An 18,467-nucleotide genomic window follows, 5' to 3' on the forward strand; every position below is an offset into this window, starting at 1 on the left:
AGTAAAGGTCAAATTTCATGTCATTACGAGCCTTCTTCTTCAGCGTGTTGCTGGTGCTCACCGGCGCGATAGTCGTGTCCGCACAAAACCCTGCTCAGGCCAACCTGGTCATGGTGGAGGAACACGGCTGTATCTGGTGCGCCCGCTGGAATGAGGAAGTATCACCAATTTACCCCAAAACCCCTGAAGGGCGCGCCGCCCCGTTGCGCCGGATCGATATTCACGGCCCCCGCCCCGACGATATCGAGTTCGAGCGCTCGTTCTTTTTTACCCCCACATTTGTGCTGGTCGTCGACGGCAAGGAAGCATCACGTATCGAAGGCTACCCGGGTGAGGATTTCTTCTGGGGGCTGTTGAAACAGATGTTACAACGCGCCAACGTTGATTTGACCGAGTAACAAATTATAATCGGACCGCGCCTGAACATGCGCGAAAGGACATATAGGTTAATGGATACACATGCTGCGGCGATAGATGCCGATACGGATTCCGGTGTAGGTGAAAAAACGGGATTGCCTGTTTTTGATGTTAACATGTGTCCGGATGATATGGACAAAATGGCGGCCAGTGCTGTCGAGGCGTCCAACTTTCTGAAAGCAATCAGCCATGAAGGGCGACTGATGATCCTGTGTCACCTCGCCTCTGGCGAGAAATCCGTCACAGAGCTTGAACAACTGTTATCCGCCCGTCAGGCAGCCGTTTCGCAGCAGCTGTCACGGCTTCGCCTTGAAGGGCTGGTCACTCCGCGCCGGGATGGCAAGACGATTTACTACAGCCTGACGGACGAGCGGCCCAAACAGATCATGGAAGTTGTCTATGAACTGTTTTGCCGAAATTCCTGATCCGGTCCGCCCCTTTGACCGCCCGATAACGCCTGTGCGCGCGCCCTGCTATGTTTGATTTTGTATCAGAGCCGGTGCTGGCCGCTCTTGTCGGCATGTTCGGCGGCGTCCTGCTGGGGCTGGCCGCGCGCATTGGCCGCTTCTGTACGCTCGGCGCGATAGAGGATTTGTATTACGGCGAAAGCCCGCTGCGATTGCGTATGTGGGGCGTCGCGATCGGTGTATCGGTGATCGGCACGTTCGGTCTGTCTGCTTTGGGGCTGCTGGATTTTCAGCAGACGCTTTATATCGGGCGGATGTGGAACCCGATGGAAAGCATCGTTGGCGGATTGTTGTTCGGCTATGGCATGGCGCTGGCGGGCAACTGCGGCTATGGCGCACTGGCGCGTGTTGGGGGCGGCGATCTACGCTCGCTTCTGATTGTTCTGGTCATGGGGATCAGCGCTTATGTGACGTTGGGCGGCCCCCTGTCCACGCTGCGCCTGTGGCTGTTTGGCGAAACGCAACCGGCACCTGCGCCAGATGGATTTGCCTTTAGCACGGCGCAAATCCTCGGGGTTTCAACGCCCACTGCCGGGATCGCGATTGGCTGTCTGATCCTTGTGCTGACACTGCTCAGCCGCAGTTTGCGCCACGCGCCCGGCCACATCCTGTGGGGGGCAGTGGCGGGCGTTGCGATTGTATCGGGCTGGGCTGGCACGCAATGGATTGCAAGCCGGGGCTTTGACGCCATTCCGGTGGTAAGCCACACGTTTTCCGCCCCCATCGGAGAAAGCATTCTGTATGTGATGACATCGTCGGGCAACACGATCGGTTTTGGCACCGGATCAATCATCGGCGTTGTGCTGGGCGCGCTGGCGGGAAGCCTGATCAAAGGGCATTTTCGCTGGGAAGCCTGTGATGATCCGCGCGAATTGCGCCGTCAGATTCTCGGGGCGGCGCTGATGGGCGTTGGCGCGGTTGTTGCTGTCGGATGCAGCATTGGCCAGGGTCTATCAGCGTTCTCGGTGCTGTCCTACAGCGCGCCGCTGACGTTAATATGCATTATGGCAGGTGCGGCACTGGGATTGCGTCAATTGATCTGGGGCTTTGCACCACCTGTCTGATCCCGTCTCCGATGCAATCCGGGTGCCCTATCGCTGACCAGCCGCATTCCCAGATGCGCGGGCGGCACACCAACGGCACAGCCCCCCCGTGCGGGATCACGCTCCAGAAATGACATGGCGGCCACGTGTTCACCGCCCAGAAAGAAAGCGGGGCACCGATCAGGCGTGATGTAGCCATTCGACGCCCCTGCGTAACACTCCGAGGTCCATTCCCAAACGCTGCCGTTCAGATCAACGATCCCCTGCGAGGTGGTCGCAAAGGTGCCCTGCTCTCTCAGCGTCCGCTTCGTTTGCGGGGCTGTCAGATAGGCAGAGGCCCATGTAAGCTCGGGCGAGGTAAAAATCGGGTCAGGCTCTTCTGGCAAGACTTCGGCGGCCATATACTGCCATTCAGGCAGTGTGGGCAGCCGAAAATCATGACCGGTGGCTTCGCTGATCCATAGCAGATATTCACCGACATCTACATAAGACAGGCCGGTGGCCGGCATCCTGTCGTCGGGCTTTCCGGCTTGCGATTTCAAAACCTGATTACAGGCTCCGGCGGCGTGGCACCCATTCCACTCGGCAATTGTTACTTCGTATTTCTGGACGTAAAGCGCTGAACCATCGGGCATGACAACCGGTTTTTCAGCCATCAACGGGGGCGGCAATAAATCCGCCCCGCGTTTGTAGTATTGCACCGCAGTGACACCAACTGCCGCCAAGCCAACCAGCACAGCCAGACGTCCAAGTCTTTGCATCATCACAATGCGGGAACTGGCGACAGTCATTCTCTTTCTCCTAACGCATCAGGTTGCGAACGCGCGTGGTGCTACGACCTGTTCCATCAGGTCATTGTTCCACTCACCCTCAACGATGAAGTGTGCGGTTGCTCCCAGAAGGGCTGCTTCGATCAGGTTATGGTTCACGTACGCATAAACACCGGGCTGCTCGAATGTGTACATCGCAGCCATAGCTGTTCCGCCCCGTACAAACCATGTCTCGACACCAGTCATCGGAGCTTCGGCGAACGAGGTTTCCCAGACGAAGTCACCGTGTCCGCCGATCAGGTGTGGCCGCGAGTCGCGGTTGGCCTGATTGTGGATCATCAGCACGGTTTCACCCACGTTGAATTTCATTGCGTTTTCACCGGTGATCGCCCCTACCGCCCCGTTAAAGACACAATGGGTCGGTGCCAGAGTACGCATCGCATCCAGACTGTCAGAGTAATCATCACCGGCGGCGGCGTATTCCTTATAGGTACCGTCATCGTTCATAGGCAGATAGTAATCCTGCTCACCGATGTAGGCGATTTTGTCGTATTTCAGTTGGTTGCCGTCCTTGTCTGTCAGGCCTTCCCGCGGCAGCACCATCACCGCGCCGTTCATGCCGTGGCAAACGTGGTACGGGATCATCGCGCCACCGGGGGCACAGTGATATGTGAAACACCCGGGCTTTGTTGCTTTCCAGCGCAGGACACATTCCTCACCAGGGTAAACGTGGGTCAAACCACCACCGCCCAGCGCGCCGGTCGAGGCGTGAAAGTCGATGTTGTGTTCCATCTGGCTGTCGGCTGGGTTGCGCAAAGTAAGCTCCACCATGTCGCCCACGTGGCAGATGATCAGCGGACCGGGGACAGAGCCATTGTAGGTCAGCGCCCACACGCTTGCGCCGGTATCCTCATCCACCACCATCAAACGTTCAGTGGTGTCCATTGTCACTTCGATGATCTTCGGCCCGCCGGTTGCAACCTGTTCGTGAACCGGCGCATAGGGCGGCGCAACCATCTCTTGCTTGACACGGGTGTAGCCCGACAGATCTGCAGGTTTTGCCTTGCTATCGGCGGCCTGCTTAGCTGCTGCTTTATAAAGCTTTTCCGATGTTGCGTTAGCGATGCTCATTTTGGGCGCACGTGCAGCGGCCAGTGCGCCACTGCCTGTCAGTGCTGCCGCACCGGCAAGAACGGATCCGCGCAAAACGTTACGACGGCTGGTTTTCATGAGGCCCGGGTTTACAAATTTGGTCATTGTGTCCTCCATTGGAAGGGAATGTGCGGTCTGCACCTGCCGGTCCAGCACCACTGAAAGTTTTTGTGTTAGAAATTGCTCAACTGCGCCTCGAAGCGTTCTTTTGCCTTTTTCGGCAAACGCCCCTCAAGGAAATCACTCGGGGCGGCTTCGACATCGCCAACGGCAATGGTCATCACCATGCCCATGGCAAAGTGCGGCTTGCAGATCACGCCATAAACACCGTCCACCTCGAAAGTGGCTTCAATCTCCTGATTGATCTTGCCTTTGAAGCCCTCAGCCCCGTCTGGTATCAACCCCTTTGCAGTTTCGGCGTTGTGCCCTTTGTCGCTTGCGCGAAAGACGACACTGTCACCGCTTGCAATCTTGAGGAACGAAGGTTCAAAAACCATGGTGCCCTCTTCACCTTTGTTCAGCATTTTCACCTCGTGAACTTCGGCATATGCCGCGCCTGCGAAGCTAAGGCCAACTGCAAGAGTGATAAGCGATTTACGAAACATGGTATGTCCTTTCGATTTCAGTTGCCCATATACTAGCGTTGCGGAGGCGCCCTACTTTGCGCTGGGACAACCAAAATAGTGGCCTTTTCTTGATCCAGATCAAACTGATGGCCACGCGAATAAGTTTGTGCAATATGCCCCTATGAGAAATGCAAAGCGCGCTAGACCACATTTTCGACTCGACGAAAGCCTGCTGACGGGCCTTCCGCCTTTTTCAAAACTCGACAGCCGCCAAATCCGCGAAATTCTGGATCAGGCCAGTGCGCGCCGCTATGATGAAGGCAGCGCTGTGTTCGAAGAAGGTCGCAGTGCCGAACGGTTTTTCATGCTTCTGGATGGTTATATCCGCGTTGTGCGCATCAGCCCCAGTGGGGAGCAGGTGATCGTTATGCATATCCCTGGCGGCCAGTTGTTCGGGATTGCCAAGGCATTGGGGCATACAACCTACCCCGCAACTGCCGTTACAGCAGCAGAATCGCTCGCCCTGTCGTGGCCGACACGGCTCTGGGATACGTTTGTGGCGCAGTATGAAGGCTTTTCAACCGAGACATACAAAACAGTGGGCACACGTCTGGGTGAGATGAATAACCGGATTATGGAGATGGCGACCCAGCAGGTGGAACAGCGCATCGCGAACGCAATATTGCGCCTCGTCAACCAAACCGGCCGAAAGGTAGAGGGCGGGATCGAGATTGATTTCCCGATCACTCGACAGGATTTATCCGAAATGACCGGCAGCACCCTGCACACCGTCAGCCGCACCCTGAGCGGGTGGGAAAAGCACGGTTTGATATCCAGCGGGCGCAAACGCATAACCGTTTGTGATCCGCACCGGCTTGTGCTGCTGTCTGGCGCTACAGGCTGACTGCCTCCCGCAACTCTTCGTAAAAGCTATCAATGTTCAGCCCGTATTCGGTGCAGGCGTCCAGCACAGAATGGAACGGGTTGATCAAACACCCCACGCACAACATCCTGTGACGCATGAATACGACAATGGTTTCAGGCCATTCAGCCAGTAATTCACTTAGTGGTAAATCAGGATCATCAAGTTTTCTGGCTTTCATTGCTGCCTCCTTCTGACGTCAGAAATAGCACGGCAAACAGCATCAAACATTGCGCTGGCACAAACTCCCCAAACGCGGCTCCGGTTACAACGCGGTATCCAATAACCACTAGGGGCCTAAAAAATGGCTGAAATCTTAACGAAATCGAGGGCACGAAACATATTCTACGCAGGATCACTTTTCTTCGTAGCAATTTTCATCGTGCTCGCTGTCGACAGCCACCGCCACGTGGTCAAGACATCAACCGCAGGAATGCCGCTCTCTGACGAGGTGATCCTCGGCAAACACGTCTGGGAGCGTTTTTCATGCGTGAACTGCCATTCGCTACACGGCGAAGGCGCGTATTTTGCACCCGAGGTCGGCAACGTAATGACCCGCTGGGGTGTGCTGGACGATCCCGAGGCCGCGTTTGAAATTCTGAAAGGCTGGATCGAAGCACAACCAAGCGGCATCGAAGGACGTCGCCAGATGCCCAGCTATGACCTGACGGATGAGGAAATCCGCGGGCTGGCAGAATTTCTGCGTTGGGCAGACCAAACCGACACGTTGGGCTGGCCGCCCAATGATGCGGGTTAAGGGGAAAGGATAACAATCATGAAATATGAAACACAAAAAATCGCCTACGCGTATTTTATCTGCGCAATGGGCCTGTTCGCCATTCAGGTTATCGGCGGGCTGCTGGCGGGGTGGATTTATGTCTCTCCCAACTTCCTGTCCGAAATACTGCCGTTCAACGTCATCCGGATGATTCACACCAACGCGCTGATTGTGTGGTTGCTGCTCGGCTTTTTCGGGGCCGCCTATTTTCTGGTTCCCGAAGAATCAGAGCGTGAAATCTATTCGGTCAAGCTCGCCTATCTGCAACTGATCCTTCTTGTGGTCGGTACACTTGGCGCGGTGGGCAGCTATCTGGTGGGTATCCACGGGGGGCGCGAATTTCTCGAACAACCGCTCTGGGTGAAATTCGGTATTCTCGTCGCTGCCGTGATCTTCCTGTTCAACATCTCCATGACGGTTCTGGCGGGCAAGAAGACAGCCATTACCAACGTATTGCTTATGGGCATGTGGCTGCTGTCCCTGCTGTGGATTTTCGCATTCATCAACCCTGACAACCTGTCCTTGGACAAAATGTACTGGTGGTTTGTCGTTCACCTGTGGGTCGAAGCCACATGGGAACTGGTCATGGCCTCCATCCTCGCCTTCCTGCTGCTCAAGCTGACCGGTGTGGACCGCGAGATCATCGAAAAATGGTTGTACGTTATCGTCGCCACCGCACTGTTTTCGGGCATTCTTGGCACGGGACACCACTACTACTGGATCGGCCTGCCCAGCTACTGGCTGTGGATCGGCTCCATTTTCTCGACCTTCGAAGTGATCCCGTTCTTCCTGATGATGTCTTTTGCATTTGTCATGGTCTGGAAAGGCAAGCGTAACCACCCCAACAAGGCCGCGCTGTTGTGGTCGCTGGGTTCTGCCACTGTTGCCTTCTTCGGTGCGGGTGTCTGGGGCTTTCTGCACACGCTGCACGGGGTTAACTTCTATTCCCACGGCACGCAGATCACTGCCGCACACGGGCACCTGTCGTTCTACGGTGCATATGTGGCGCTGAACCTTGCAATCTTCACCTATGCAATGCCTCTGCTGCGCCAGCGCCAGCCCTATAATCAGGTGCTCAACATGGCCAGCTTCTGGCTGATGACAGGCGGGATGGCGTTTATGACCTTCGTGCTGACCTTCGCAGGAACAATCCAGACCCACATGCAACGGGTCGTTGGCGACTACTATATGGAAGTTCAGGACAGCCTGTCCCTGTTCTACATAATGCGCTTCGGTTCCGGTGTAGCGGTGGTGTTGGGTGCACTGTTGTTCATCTATTCACAACTGGTCGTGCGCAAACGTGAAATCATCGAGCCGGGTCCACGTATCCCTGTGGCGGGAGAATGATGATGAAAGATCACGTCACCCTCCACGATGTACCACACTACGCCCCCTCGGGCCGCGAATGCGAGCTGTTCGAGATGGCCCATGAAAACGGTTTGCCCCTTCTTTTGAAGGGGCCGACCGGCTGCGGCAAAACCCGTTTCGTCGAACATATGGCCGCCAAGATGGGCAAGCCGCTGTATACAGTGGCCTGCCATGACGATCTCTCCGCCGCTGATCTGATCGGGCGCTACCTGCTCAAGGGGGGCGAAACCGTCTGGGTTGACGGGCCGCTGACCCGCGCAGTGCGGACCGGCGGGATTTGTTACCTCGACGAGGTGATCGAGGCGCGCAAGGACGTAACAGTTGTGTTGCACCCGCTGACCGACAACCGCCGCACCCTGATGATCGACCGCACCGGCGAAGAACTGGTCGCGCCCAAAGACTTCATGCTGGTGGCCAGCTATAACCCCGGCTACCAGAACGTGCTGAAGCGGATGAAGCCGTCAACACGGCAGCGGTTTTTGTCCGTTACCTTCGATTTCCCCGAACCGGATCTGGAACTTGCCGTTGTGGTCCGTGAAAGCGGGCTTGAGGAAAGGCGCGCCGCCCCTCTTGTCCGGTTGGCGGGACACATCCGCGCACTGTCGGGGATGGACCTTGAGGAAGGCGTTTCAACCCGTCTGTTGATCTATGCCGCGACCCTGCTGGCTGCTGGTATGGGTGTTGATCAGGCGATCGAGGCTGCAATCATCGAACCGCTCAGCGATGACGAAGACATCCAGACCGCCCTGCGCGATCTGGTCGCCACGGTTTACGGATAAGGAATTTACGCAATGCATCTGCTTGACCTGATGGAGCCGGAAGAAACCGTTGGCAACCTGTGGCACAACATGGCGCACGGGATGGGCACGGATACGCTTTATCCCGATGCGGCTGTGATGCTGGCAGATGTCAGGCCAAGCCTTGCGGTGCTGTTTCGTGCCCTTGGTGGCGATGCCGGTGTGGAGTTCGGCGAAGCGCCCGCCACGCTGGTCCGCCACCGCCGCACGTTACAGCGCAAACTGGGATCCGAGCGGGAGAAGGAATACATCGCCAGCTTTGATGGCGAACGCCTGCGCCTGCCCCCGTTCATCGCAACCTATCCCGAACGTGCACTAAATCGTGCAACCTATTTCTGGCTGGTTGCATTGGCGGCACATGCGCATATTCCCGCGGCCGCCCCCACGCCCCACGCCGCCGATTGCGACAACATCCGCGCGAACGGGTTGGCCACCGTAAAGGCGCTGGCCGCATGCGCAGGATTGCGTGACGCCTATCGCCGGATGGTTGAACTGACCCTTGCAGCACGCAGCACACCGCGCCTGCCCGCGCCCGAAGCGGCAATCGAACAAGCGGTGCGCGACTGGTTGAGCGGCGCCGGAGCAGATGTGCAGGATGTCGCGAGTGACCGCCAATATATGCCATTTGCCCCCGTCCCGTTCTGGCTACGTTTTGATGCGGCAGGATCGGGTGTATCCGCCAGTGTCGAGGAAGCAGAAGAAGCCGCAGCACCGCCCCCCACCGCCGCCACAACCAGCCGTAAACTGGGCGAGCGTAAGGACCGCGACGAGGTGAACCGCAAGGACAGCTTCATCCTGCACCGCTTTGAATCGATCCTGTCATGGGTTGAATCCATGAATCTCAACCGCAGCGTTGACGATGACGATGACGAAAACGCCCAGAAAGCGGCAGACGATCAGGACAATATCACCCTGTCGAAGGTCGACAAGAAAGCGGCAACCCGTCTGCGCCTGCACCTTGATCTGTCGCCCTCTGACGCAGACCATGAAAAGCTCGCTGGCGAGTTTACCTACCCCGAGTGGAACCATCGCAGCCGCAGCTATATGGATGCACATTGCCGCGTTCTTGATGCTCCTGCGGTGCCTGATGAAAAGAACACATTCACCCCGAACGCCGCGCGCATCCGTGAGGTGCGTCGCCAGTTCGAAACACTGCGCCCCCGACGCATCCTGCGTCCGCGCCAGATTGACGGCAGCGAGCTGGATCTTGACGCGCTGATCAGCGCGCAGGCCAACCTGAAGGCCACCGGACACGGCAGCGACCGCATCTGGCAATCCGCACGTCAGATAGAACGCGATCTGGCTGTTGCCTTTCTGATTGACACATCCCGCTCGACCGAGGCGGCGGTGGGCGATACCTGCGTCATCGATGTGGCGCGCGAGGCGCTGGCCGCGCTTGCCACTGGCATTGACGCAGCCGGTGACAGTCTGGGCATCTGGGGATTTTCCTCTTTGCGCCGTGACCGCGTGTTCCTGACCCGATGCAAAGGGTTTGAAACCAAGATGTCACCGGCGATCACGGCAAACATTTGCGCCCTTATCCCCGGGCATTACACCCGTCTGGGGGCTGCGATCCGCCACACCTCTGCCATGCTGGCCGAGCAATCCGCCACCCGCAAGCTGTTGATCGTTCTCACAGACGGCAAACCCAACGATCTGGACCACTACGAGGGCCAGCACGGTGTCGAAGACAGCCGTATGGCGGTGCGCGAAGCACGCAGCGCGGGGCAGAGCTTGCACGGCGTCATCATCGATGAAGACGGCCAGGACTGGTTTGCGCGTATATTCGGGCGGGGCGGCTTCAGCCTGCTGCCCGATCCCGCCCGCCTGCCCCGCGCCCTCCCCGATATTTACCGCACACTCACTCAGGAGACCTGAAATGCGCTATCTTACTCCCTTCCTCATGGTTATCGCTTCACCCGTCTGGGCTGCCGGATTTGAACGTCCCATCCCTCAGGCCCAATCCGCCACTGCCGAGATGTGGTTCGCACTTGCATCAATCATGCTGATTGCCGCGCTGGCGCTGGTGAACTACCTGGTGATGCGAAAATGACCCAAGAAGGCTGGTCCTCGCGCAAGATTGCGCTGGTGCTTTACCCGTTTGCCGCTGGGGCTGCGGGGGTAAATGTATTCTTCGCCGCCCTTATCGGCAGCTGGATGGGTGGCCCTGTGTTGGCAACGGGCTGGTCATTTGCGCTTGGATGCGTCATCGGCGTGCCTGCATCGATTGCATTTGCACGACATATCCGGCGGCTGATGGATCAGGCAGAAGGTGAGGCAGGTCAGTGAAAATTACAATGACAGACGGTCAAGCCACTGTTGACGCAGAGGATCTGGGGCCATTGCTGGGGATTGAGCCCGCAGCGGTGCCGCAGAAGATGCGCAGCGGCCAGATCACCAGCCTTTTCGAAACAGGCATTGATGAAGATGCAGGCCGTTACCGGCTGACCTTTTTTTACGATAACAGACGCATCCGGCTGACATGCGCAGCGGATGGCACTGTGCTCTCGACAATTCGTACACCCGTTGGAAAACAGACATGACCCTTTCAACCGCCGAACAAATGCGCCAGTGGCGTGGCCCTGCCCTTCTCAGTTTCGGGTTCCGCCCGATGTTCCTTTTTGCTGCTGTCTGGGCTGCTTGCGCGATGGTAATCTGGATTGCGATGCTGTCGGGGCTGCTGGACCTGCCGACCCGATTTGATCCCGTGACATGGCATGCCCATGAATTCCTGTTCGGATACCTAAGCGCCGTGATCGCCGGATTTCTACTGACTGCAGTGCCCAACTGGACAGGCCGCCTGCCGGTGGTCGGCTGGCCGCTTGGCGGGCTGGCCGCACTCTGGCTGCTGGGGCGGCTAGCGGTTGCCGTATCCGGTTACCTTCCCGTCTGGCTGATGAGCACGCTTGATCTGGCCTTTCTAGCGGTGCTGAGCCTGATTATTCTACGTGAAATCATCGCCGGAAAAAACTGGCGCAACCTGCCCGTGCTGGCATTGGTTAGCGCCTTGATTATCGCGAACCTTTTATTCCATCTGGAAGCCGCACAGGGCGGTGGCGCCGCCCAAGGGCTTGGGATGCGTCTGGGACTGTCGCTGGTTCTGGTGCTGATTTCGCTGATCGGTGGCAGGATCATCCCGTCATTTACCCGCAACTGGCTGGTCAAACGACAGGTGAGCAAGCTACCCACACCTCCTATGCAGAGGTTTGACAAAGCGACCGTTCTGGTCACCCTTGCTGCCCTGCTGGGGTGGAGCGTTGCGGCCCACAACCCGTTGACCGGCGCGGCCCTTGTTTTGATTGCCGGTCTGAACCTGATGCGACTGGTTCGCTGGCAGGGTCTTGCGACTGTTGCCGAACCACTGGTCTGGATTTTGCACGTCGCGTTTTTGTTTGTCCCCTTGGGCGCGCTGGCCATGGGCGTCTCGATCCTGTTCCCTGACAGCATTTCACAGGCTGCCGCCCTTCACATCTGGACCGCAGGCGCGATCGGGCTGATGACGATCGCCGTGATGACCCGCGCCACCCGGGGCCATGCGGGCCATCCGCTCGAAGCCGGCCACACCACCACCGCGCTATATCTGGCGTTGATCCTGTCTGTCCCCCTGCGGCTTGCCGCCGATCTGTTGCCGGATATGCGTACCGCACTGCTGGACGCCTCGGCGTTGTTCTGGATAATCGGCTTTGCCAGTTTCGTCGCGATATACGGCCCCATGCTTGTGTTGGCGAAGAAGGGGCCGAAACAATGAGCTGGCTGCAATATGGTGGTGTGATTGCGCTGTTCTTTCTGACCCACTCCATCCCCGTGCGCCCGAAAATCCGCGCGCGACTGGTGGCAGGATTGGGAGAGCGCGGCTTTACGCTGGCCTATTCGCTGTTGTCATTGGGTATGCTCGCCGCTGTAATTGCAGCGGCGCGCCACGCGCCATTTGTAATGATCTGGGCGCAAGCACCATGGATGCATCATGTGGTTTTTGCCGGTATGTTGATCGTGTGCCTGATTGTCGCCTACAGCCTGGGGCGGCCCAACCCGTTTTCATTCGGCGGTGCCGACAACAACAGCTTTGATCCACGTCATCCCGGAATTGTTGGCTGGCTACGGCATCCGGTACTGGCTGCACTGGCGCTGTGGGCGGCCCTGCATCTGTTACCCAACGGCGATCTGGCGCATGTGCTGCTGTTCGGCATTTTTGCAGGCTTTGCCGTGTTGGGTCGAAAATTGATCGACAGGCGCAAAAAGCGGGAAATGACGCCGCAGCACTGGCAGGCAACCCTTGATAGCGCCAGACGGCACCGCCCGCTTGCGCCCCGCACAGCCGATCTGCCTTGGCTGCTGAAACGTACCGTTATTGCCGTGACCGTCTATGCCTGCCTTTTCGTGTTTCACAGTGCAATCATTCGCGTCCCGCTGATCTAGGGCGCAGAGAGAGAGCCGGAAAAAAAGGGGTGCCCGAAGGCACCCCGAGGTTCGCATGACCGAGCTCGTTAGTTTACCGCTCGTTGTTGTTTTATGCCTGTGGCTTGGTCAGCGTCAGGGGCAAGCGCACCCGCCCCGGATTCGAATTTCAAGGGTCGGGCATGTTATGCCCGACCAGATTTGTCAGCTACAACCCGAGGTGCCGCCGCAGGTGTTGCACTTCATACAAGTGCCGTTGCGCACCAGCGTGTAGTTACCGCACTCGCCACAGGCTTCGCCTTCATAGCCTTGCATCTTTGCCTTTGTGCGGCTGTCCATCGATACCGCCCCCGAGGAAATGGCCGTGCTACTGCTGGCAACTGCAACTGCTGTCGCAACGCCGCCGTCTTCCTGCGGCATCACCGATGTCAGCGCCTGCATCGCTGCCGACTGCCCCCCTTGCAACACCGTCAGGTTTTGCGGCACGCGGTTGCGCAGATACCCCGGAGAGCTGATTTGCTTAAGCACTTCAAGGGATTTCGCCGCCGCATTTTCCGACAGTTCGGATACATTGGACACACCCTCTTCCTCACCGCGTCCCAAGGTATCGAATGTCGCGCCCTGTGGCTGCACATGCGCAAGGTCCGTACGGTCCAGATAGCTGACCGCTAGTTCGCGGAAAATATAGTCGAGGATCGAGGTGGCCGATTTGATGCTGTCGTTGCCCTGCACCATGCCCGCAGGCTCGAATTTCGTAAATGTAAACGCATCGACGAATTCTTCCAGCGGCACACCGTATTGCAGGCCGACAGACACAGCGATGGCGAAATTGTTCATCATCGCGCGGAAACCCGCGCCTTCCTTGTGCATATCGATGAAGATTTCGCCAAGGTTGCCGTCCTGATACTCGCCCGTGCGCAGATATACCTTGTGGCCGCCGATATTGGCCTTCTGGGTATAGCCCTTGCGCCGTTGTGGCATCTTTTCACGGTGGGACTTGACGATCTCTTTCACGATCACCTTTTCGATGATCTTTTCCGCCATCACGACGGATTTCTCGTGGATCGATCCGCTTTCCAGCGTCTCTGCCGCCTCGTCGTCGTCTTCGACCAGCGCTGCCGCCAAAGGCTGCGACAGTTTTGATCCGTCACGGTAAAGAGCATTTGCCTTGATGCCCAGCGACCACGACAATTCATACGCTTTCTGGCAATCCTCAATGGTGGCATCATTGGGCATGTTGATCGTTTTGGAGATCGCGCCCGAGATGAACGATTGTGCCGCAGCCATCATATAAATGTGGCTGTTCACCGACAGATACCGTTTGCCCTTCTTGCCGCACGGATTTGCGCAATCAAAAATGCTGTAGTGTTCCTGCTTGAGATGCGGCGCGCCTTCCAGAGTCATCGTGCCACAGACATGGTCGTTTGCGGCCTCGATATCTTGTTTGGAAAAGCCCAGCGATTTCAGCAGATCGAACGTCGGGTCGTTCAGCTTGTCTGTGGGGATGCCCAGCACCTGGGTGCAAAACGCCTCGCCCAATGTCCACTGGTTGAACACAAACCGGATATCAAATGCAGAGGCCAGCGCGCCATCAATCTTGGCCAGCTCGTTGGGGCCAAAACCGTGGCCCATCAGCGTGGTGTGGTTGATCGCGGGTGCATTCCCGATGCTGCCATGACCAACTGCATGGCTGACGATCTCTTCGATCTGGGCAGAGCCATAGCCAAGCTTTTCCAACGCGGCAGGCACAGACTGGTTGATGATCTTGAAATAGCCACCACCGGCAAGCTTTTTGAACTTCACCAGCGCGAAGTCAGGCTCGATCCCCGTGGTGTCACAATCCATCACCAGACCGATGGTGCCGGTTGGCGCAATCACGGATGTCTGCGCGTTGCGGTAGCCGTGCTTTTCGCCCAGCGTCAGCGCCTCGTCCCATGTGGACATTGCCACATCAACCAGACCGGCCTGCGGGCAGTTGGCATGATCCAGCGGCAGGGGCTTGATCGCCAGCTTTTCATAGCCGGCCTTCTCGCCGTAAGCCGCGTGGCGGTGATTGCGGATCACCCGCAGCATGTGTTCGCTGTTTTTACTGTAACCGGGGAACGCGCCCAGTTCACCCGCCATTTCGGCGGAGGTGGCATAGGCAACGCCGGTCATAATGGCTGTCAGCGCACCACACAACGCGCGGCCCTCTTCACTGTCATAGCTGTAGCCCATGTTCATCAGCAATCCGCCGATGTTTGCATAGCCCAGACCCAGCGTGCGGAAATCATACGAGCGCTGCGCAATCTCTTTGGACGGGAACTGCGCCATCATCACCGAGATTTCGAGCGTTACAGTCCACAGCCGCGAAGCATGCATGTAATCTTCAACCTGAAATTCACCATTCTTGAGGAAAGTCAGCAGGTTCATCGACGCGAGGTTACAAGCCGTGTCGTCAAGGAACATATATTCCGAACACGGGTTAGAGCCGCGGATCGCGCCGTCTTCGGGGCATGTGTGCCAGTCGTTTACCGTATCGTGATACTGAATGCCCGGATCGGCGCATGCCCATGCGGCATGTCCGACCTGATCCCACAGATCACGTGCGCGGATTGTCTTGGCCACTTTCCCTGTGGTGCGGTCAAGCAGTTCCCAATCGGCATCCTTCTCGACAGCGGTCAAAAAGCCGTTGGTGACGCGGATCGAGTTGTTGGAATTCTGGCCTGAAACGGAACTATACGCCTCGGAGTCCCAGTCGGTGTCGTACGTCGGGAACTCGATAGAGGTGTGGCCCTGCTTTGCGTAATCCAGCACCCGTTTCACGTATGTCTCCGGTATCGCTACCTTTTTGGCGGCGCGAACTGCGGCTTTCAACTGGTCGTTCTTGGCAGGGTCGTACGCGTCTGCTTCCAGACCGTCCCAGCCTGCGATCGCGGCAAAGATCAGGTTCAGCTTCTGTTCGTGCATTTTGGAGCCGGCAACGATGGACGCGACCTTTTGCTCTTCGAGAACTTTCCAGTTGATGAAATCTTCGATATCGGGGTGATCCGCATCAACGATCACCATCTTGGCTGCACGGCGTGTGGTGCCACCCGATTTAATCGCACCGGCGGCGCGGTCACCTATTTTCAGGAAACCCATCAAACCGGAGGATTTACCCCCACCCGACAGCTTTTCACCCGCGCCACGAAGGGAGGAGAAGTTTGTCCCGGTGCCGGAGCCGTATTTGAACAGGCGCGCTTCGCGGACCCACAAATCCATGATGCCGCCATCGCCGACCAGATCGTCTGCAACGGACTGAATAAAACAGGCGTGCGGCTGGGGGTGTTCGTAGCTGGAGGTGGAGCGCGTCAGCTCGCCTGATTTGTAATCCACATAATAGTGACCCTGCGCCGGGCCATCGATACCGTAGGCCCAGTGGAGCCCGGTGTTGAACCACTGCGGTGAGTTCGGCGCCGCGCGTTGCGACGCAAGCATATAGCGCATTTCGTCAAAGTAGCTGCGCGCGTCTTCTTCGGTGGTAAAGTAGCCACCCTTCCAGCCCCAATAGGCCCATGCGCCTGCAAGTCGATCGAATACCTGCTTTGAAGACGTCTCGCCGCCCATTTCCGCGTCCTCGGCGGGGACAGAGCGCCACAGGAATTCAGGTACACCCTTCTCTTTCACGCGCTTGGTGGCAGAAGGCACACCCGCTTTGCGGAAATATTTCTGCGCGATGACGTCGGAGGCAACCTGACTCCAGGATTTCGGAACTTCGACATTGTCGAGATGAAAGACAACCGATCCGTCAGGATTGCGGATTTCCGAGACAGTGCTCACAAAATCCAGATCCGCGTAGGCGTCTTGCCCCTGAGTAGTGAAGTTCCGTTCAATTTTCATCGCGCTGCCCCATATCCAGCATTCCTATTTACAGACGCACACTTGCCCGCCCAGCCTCCTTGCAGTGCAGTAAGGTCAAGCCGACTGTCGACCAAGAGAGAGCCCCTGGATCGTGCCGCTATATCCGCCATGTATGACGCATTGCCTGTACTTACTGCTCGATCCGCCAAAAGAGCGTTTAACCACTACATATTGTGGCGTGACCGTCTGCTCGCACAATCTGGCGTAACAGCCCCTATCTGGTCAACGGATTTATTAGTATTAAATTCATTTTTACACGGTTGACGAAGGTCAATCCGCCCCCTCCCGATTCCGATACGTGATTCAGTCTCAATAATAAGTAAAACGACGCGCGACACCGGTTTTGAGAAACAGCCATAAAAACCATGGCTTTCGACCTATTTGTGACCGTGCAGGCGCGGAATGGTTAACAAGAAAATAACATAAAGCAGGTCAGCTGCGCCGCGCCCGCCAGATCATTGCCAGACACCAAAGGACTGCGCGTTGGGGTAATCCGGTCACAGTCGCACGCGGGGAAAATACTACCGGTGGTATCAAAACGCGCCGAATATGCCGAGCTGTGCACAACATGTGGCTATCCGTTAATTTTTGGCACCAGTCTCCGAGAGCCGCGATTCCCCGTAGCGGGCCGATTCTGGTAAACTGAATAGCAAAACATCTTGTGGCCCTTTCGCTGCTGCGAAAAGGCCAAACAAGATATTGGGATTTTTTTAGATGTGGTCGGGGCGAGATGATTCGAACATCCGACCCCCTGTACCCAAAACAGGTGCGCTACCAGGCTGCGCCACGCCCCGACTGACGCCTCTTTAGCGAAGGCTGTAGCGATTGAAAAGGCAAAATTCGCCCTTGAAGTAATCTATTTTTCGACGTCGCAGTGCGCGGTATCTATAGTGGTGGCAAAGTGCGGGTGATACACAACGTCTCCCGCTTTGATCCCGATGCGCCGCGCAAGCCCGCCGTTGATTTCCAACACACCCGAAAGCAGATCATCGCCGCCCGAGATCGGCGTTTCGTCCAGCGGTTTGGCGCGTTCATGGATGTGACGGATAACACCGGCGGCATCAATAAACAGCATGTCCAACTCGATGAGGGTATTGCGCATCCAGAAACTCATCAGTTGCGGCTCAGGATAGTAGAACAACATACCATAGCTCATCGGCATCTTCGGTACATGCATCAGACCGCGCGCGCGGGACTGCTCGTCCGCGACGACATCGACGCGGAACATCGCAGTACCAAAGCCGCCGGTGATCATCACATTATCCCGACCACAGGGATCGTAAGGCGCTTTCGCCTGCACACCGGACGCAAAAATCGCTGCTCCTGCGGCTATTCCGGTGAGGAACCCTCTTCGGTTAAAACCACTGCTTCCCATGCCTGCACCTCTGCGGCCATCCGGCCGCGCTTACCCAAAATTATACGCATCGCAATCGCTTCGCCCGGTGCCAGATCTGACAAGCCGGACTGGCGCAGGACATCCATATGGACAAAAACATCTTCGCGACAGCCGAACGCATTGGCAAACCCGAACCCCTTAGCCTTGTCGAACCATTTGATTCGCGCAGGCACCATCGGGCTTTTAGATATTTCTTCGCTGTCGAGCCCTGCGATGTCCTCCAGATTGGTATGTGTACCTGTGGGCGGAGTGATCGACAAAACCTCTGACGCTTGCACGCCCCTTTCGGTCTGCTGTACCAGCAAATCAACCTTTGATCCGTCCGCAACCGAGCTTTGCCCGAAATTTCGCAAGACATTCACGTGCAATAAAATATCTGTACCGCCCTGATCACTCACCACAAACCCGAAACCCTTCACCGGATCAAACCATTTAACCGTGCCCGTCATTCGATGTGGTTGGTTCACTTGATCTTGTGTTTGTGTCATATGGTTAAACAGTCTTTCAAATATCT

The 18,467-nt window shown here is 57.0% G+C and carries 20 protein-coding genes and 1 tRNA gene; 13 read left to right on the forward strand and 8 right to left on the reverse strand.

What is annotated here, in order from left to right; all coding sequences use genetic code 11:
* Positions 1-17 precede the first annotated feature (17 nt).
* The 3 genes from OS189_RS07290 (at position 18) to OS189_RS07300 (ending at position 1,948) form a co-directional block, all read left to right on the forward strand.
* Positions 18-398, forward strand: a complete 381-nt coding sequence (locus OS189_RS07290) for a thioredoxin domain-containing protein (RefSeq protein WP_267166638.1) — start codon at positions 18-20, stop codon at positions 396-398.
* A gap of 135 nt (positions 399-533) precedes the next feature.
* Entirely contained in the window at positions 534-842 is a 309-nt protein-coding gene (locus tag OS189_RS07295) for an ArsR/SmtB family transcription factor (RefSeq protein ID WP_267167006.1), read from the forward strand.
* 50 nt (positions 843-892) lie between these two features.
* Complete coding sequence (locus tag OS189_RS07300) at positions 893-1,948, forward strand: YeeE/YedE family protein (protein WP_267166639.1); 1,056 nt, start codon at positions 893-895, stop codon at positions 1,946-1,948.
* Here the strand turns inward: OS189_RS07300 and OS189_RS07305 are convergent.
* The 3 genes from OS189_RS07305 to OS189_RS07315 form a co-directional block, all read right to left on the reverse strand.
* Positions 1,915-2,718, reverse strand: coding sequence for a formylglycine-generating enzyme family protein (locus OS189_RS07305; RefSeq protein WP_267166640.1), 804 nt, complete (start codon positions 2,716-2,718; stop codon positions 1,915-1,917). The two genes, OS189_RS07300 and OS189_RS07305, sit on opposite strands and share 34 nt — an antisense overlap.
* 18 nt (positions 2,719-2,736) lie before the next feature.
* A complete protein-coding gene (gene nirK, locus OS189_RS07310; protein WP_267166641.1) occupies positions 2,737-3,954 on the reverse strand; it encodes a copper-containing nitrite reductase in 1,218 nt (405 codons plus the stop codon).
* A gap of 68 nt (positions 3,955-4,022) precedes the next feature.
* Complete coding sequence (locus OS189_RS07315; RefSeq protein ID WP_267166642.1) at positions 4,023-4,454, reverse strand: pseudoazurin; 432 nt, start codon at positions 4,452-4,454, stop codon at positions 4,023-4,025.
* A 142-nt stretch (positions 4,455-4,596) separates the two neighbouring features.
* On the opposite strand from OS189_RS07315, the gene OS189_RS07320 reads away from it, so the two are divergent.
* A complete protein-coding gene (locus tag OS189_RS07320) occupies positions 4,597-5,319 on the forward strand; it encodes a Crp/Fnr family transcriptional regulator (RefSeq protein ID WP_267166643.1) in 723 nt (240 codons plus the stop codon).
* On the opposite strand, the gene OS189_RS07325 is transcribed toward OS189_RS07320, so the two are convergent.
* Positions 5,309-5,518 (reverse strand): DUF1858 domain-containing protein, encoded by a 210-nt coding sequence (locus OS189_RS07325; protein ID WP_267166644.1) that lies wholly within the window; start codon positions 5,516-5,518, stop codon positions 5,309-5,311. The two genes, OS189_RS07320 and OS189_RS07325, sit on opposite strands and share 11 nt — an antisense overlap.
* A 123-nt stretch (positions 5,519-5,641) precedes the next feature.
* Here OS189_RS07325 and OS189_RS07330 point away from each other — a divergent pair, with 123 nt between their 5' ends.
* From OS189_RS07330 to OS189_RS07370, 9 genes are read left to right on the forward strand one after another with little or no spacing between them, the layout of a single operon-like run.
* Positions 5,642-6,094, forward strand: a complete 453-nt coding sequence (locus OS189_RS07330) for a c-type cytochrome (protein ID WP_267166645.1) — start codon at positions 5,642-5,644, stop codon at positions 6,092-6,094.
* Positions 6,095-6,112: 18 nt separating this feature from the next.
* Entirely contained in the window at positions 6,113-7,462 is a 1,350-nt protein-coding gene (locus OS189_RS07335) for a cbb3-type cytochrome c oxidase subunit I (protein ID WP_267166646.1), read from the forward strand.
* Positions 7,463-7,464: 2 nt separating this feature from the next.
* Positions 7,465-8,262 (forward strand): CbbQ/NirQ/NorQ/GpvN family protein, encoded by a 798-nt coding sequence (locus OS189_RS07340; protein ID WP_267166647.1) that lies wholly within the window; start codon positions 7,465-7,467, stop codon positions 8,260-8,262.
* Between the two features lie 12 nt (positions 8,263-8,274).
* Complete coding sequence (locus OS189_RS07345; protein ID WP_267166648.1) at positions 8,275-10,158, forward strand: nitric oxide reductase activation protein NorD; 1,884 nt, start codon at positions 8,275-8,277, stop codon at positions 10,156-10,158.
* Between the two features lies 1 nt (position 10,159).
* Positions 10,160-10,333: a protein NnrT gene (locus OS189_RS07350; protein WP_267166649.1), complete on the forward strand. Its 174-nt coding sequence runs from the start codon at positions 10,160-10,162 to the stop codon at positions 10,331-10,333.
* Positions 10,330-10,569 carry an NnrT protein gene (locus OS189_RS07355; RefSeq protein ID WP_267166650.1) on the forward strand — a complete coding sequence of 80 codons (240 nt, stop codon included), beginning with the start codon at positions 10,330-10,332 and terminating at the stop codon, positions 10,567-10,569. The genes OS189_RS07350 and OS189_RS07355 overlap by 4 nt, the downstream gene beginning before the upstream one ends.
* An 8-nt stretch (positions 10,570-10,577) precedes the next feature.
* Complete coding sequence (locus OS189_RS07360) at positions 10,578-10,823, forward strand: DUF6522 family protein (RefSeq protein ID WP_267166651.1); 246 nt, start codon at positions 10,578-10,580, stop codon at positions 10,821-10,823.
* Entirely contained in the window at positions 10,820-12,028 is a 1,209-nt protein-coding gene (locus OS189_RS07365) for an NnrS family protein (RefSeq protein ID WP_267166652.1), read from the forward strand. The genes OS189_RS07360 and OS189_RS07365 overlap by 4 nt, the downstream gene beginning before the upstream one ends.
* Positions 12,025-12,696 carry an NnrU family protein gene (locus OS189_RS07370; protein WP_267166653.1) on the forward strand — a complete coding sequence of 224 codons (672 nt, stop codon included), beginning with the start codon at positions 12,025-12,027 and terminating at the stop codon, positions 12,694-12,696. Before OS189_RS07365 ends, OS189_RS07370 begins: the two co-directional genes overlap by 4 nt.
* Positions 12,697-12,879: 183 nt before the next feature.
* On the opposite strand, the gene OS189_RS07375 is transcribed toward OS189_RS07370, so the two are convergent.
* The 4 genes from OS189_RS07375 to OS189_RS07390 form a co-directional block, all read right to left on the reverse strand.
* Positions 12,880-16,536 carry a vitamin B12-dependent ribonucleotide reductase gene (locus OS189_RS07375; RefSeq protein ID WP_267166654.1) on the reverse strand — a complete coding sequence of 1,219 codons (3,657 nt, stop codon included), beginning with the start codon at positions 16,534-16,536 and terminating at the stop codon, positions 12,880-12,882.
* 738 nt (positions 16,537-17,274) lie between these two features.
* Positions 17,275-17,351, reverse strand: a tRNA-Pro gene (locus OS189_RS07380).
* Between the two features lie 62 nt (positions 17,352-17,413).
* A complete protein-coding gene (locus OS189_RS07385) occupies positions 17,414-17,932 on the reverse strand; it encodes a DUF192 domain-containing protein (protein ID WP_267166655.1) in 519 nt (172 codons plus the stop codon).
* Positions 17,887-18,441, reverse strand: a complete 555-nt coding sequence (locus OS189_RS07390) for a cold-shock protein (protein ID WP_267166656.1) — start codon at positions 18,439-18,441, stop codon at positions 17,887-17,889. Before OS189_RS07390 ends, OS189_RS07385 begins: the two co-directional genes overlap by 46 nt.
* Positions 18,442-18,467: the final 26 nt, after the last annotated feature.

This window comes from Sulfitobacter sp. F26169L (assembly GCF_026410285.1).
In the GTDB taxonomy this organism is placed as follows: Bacteria; Pseudomonadota; Alphaproteobacteria; order Rhodobacterales; family Rhodobacteraceae; genus Sulfitobacter.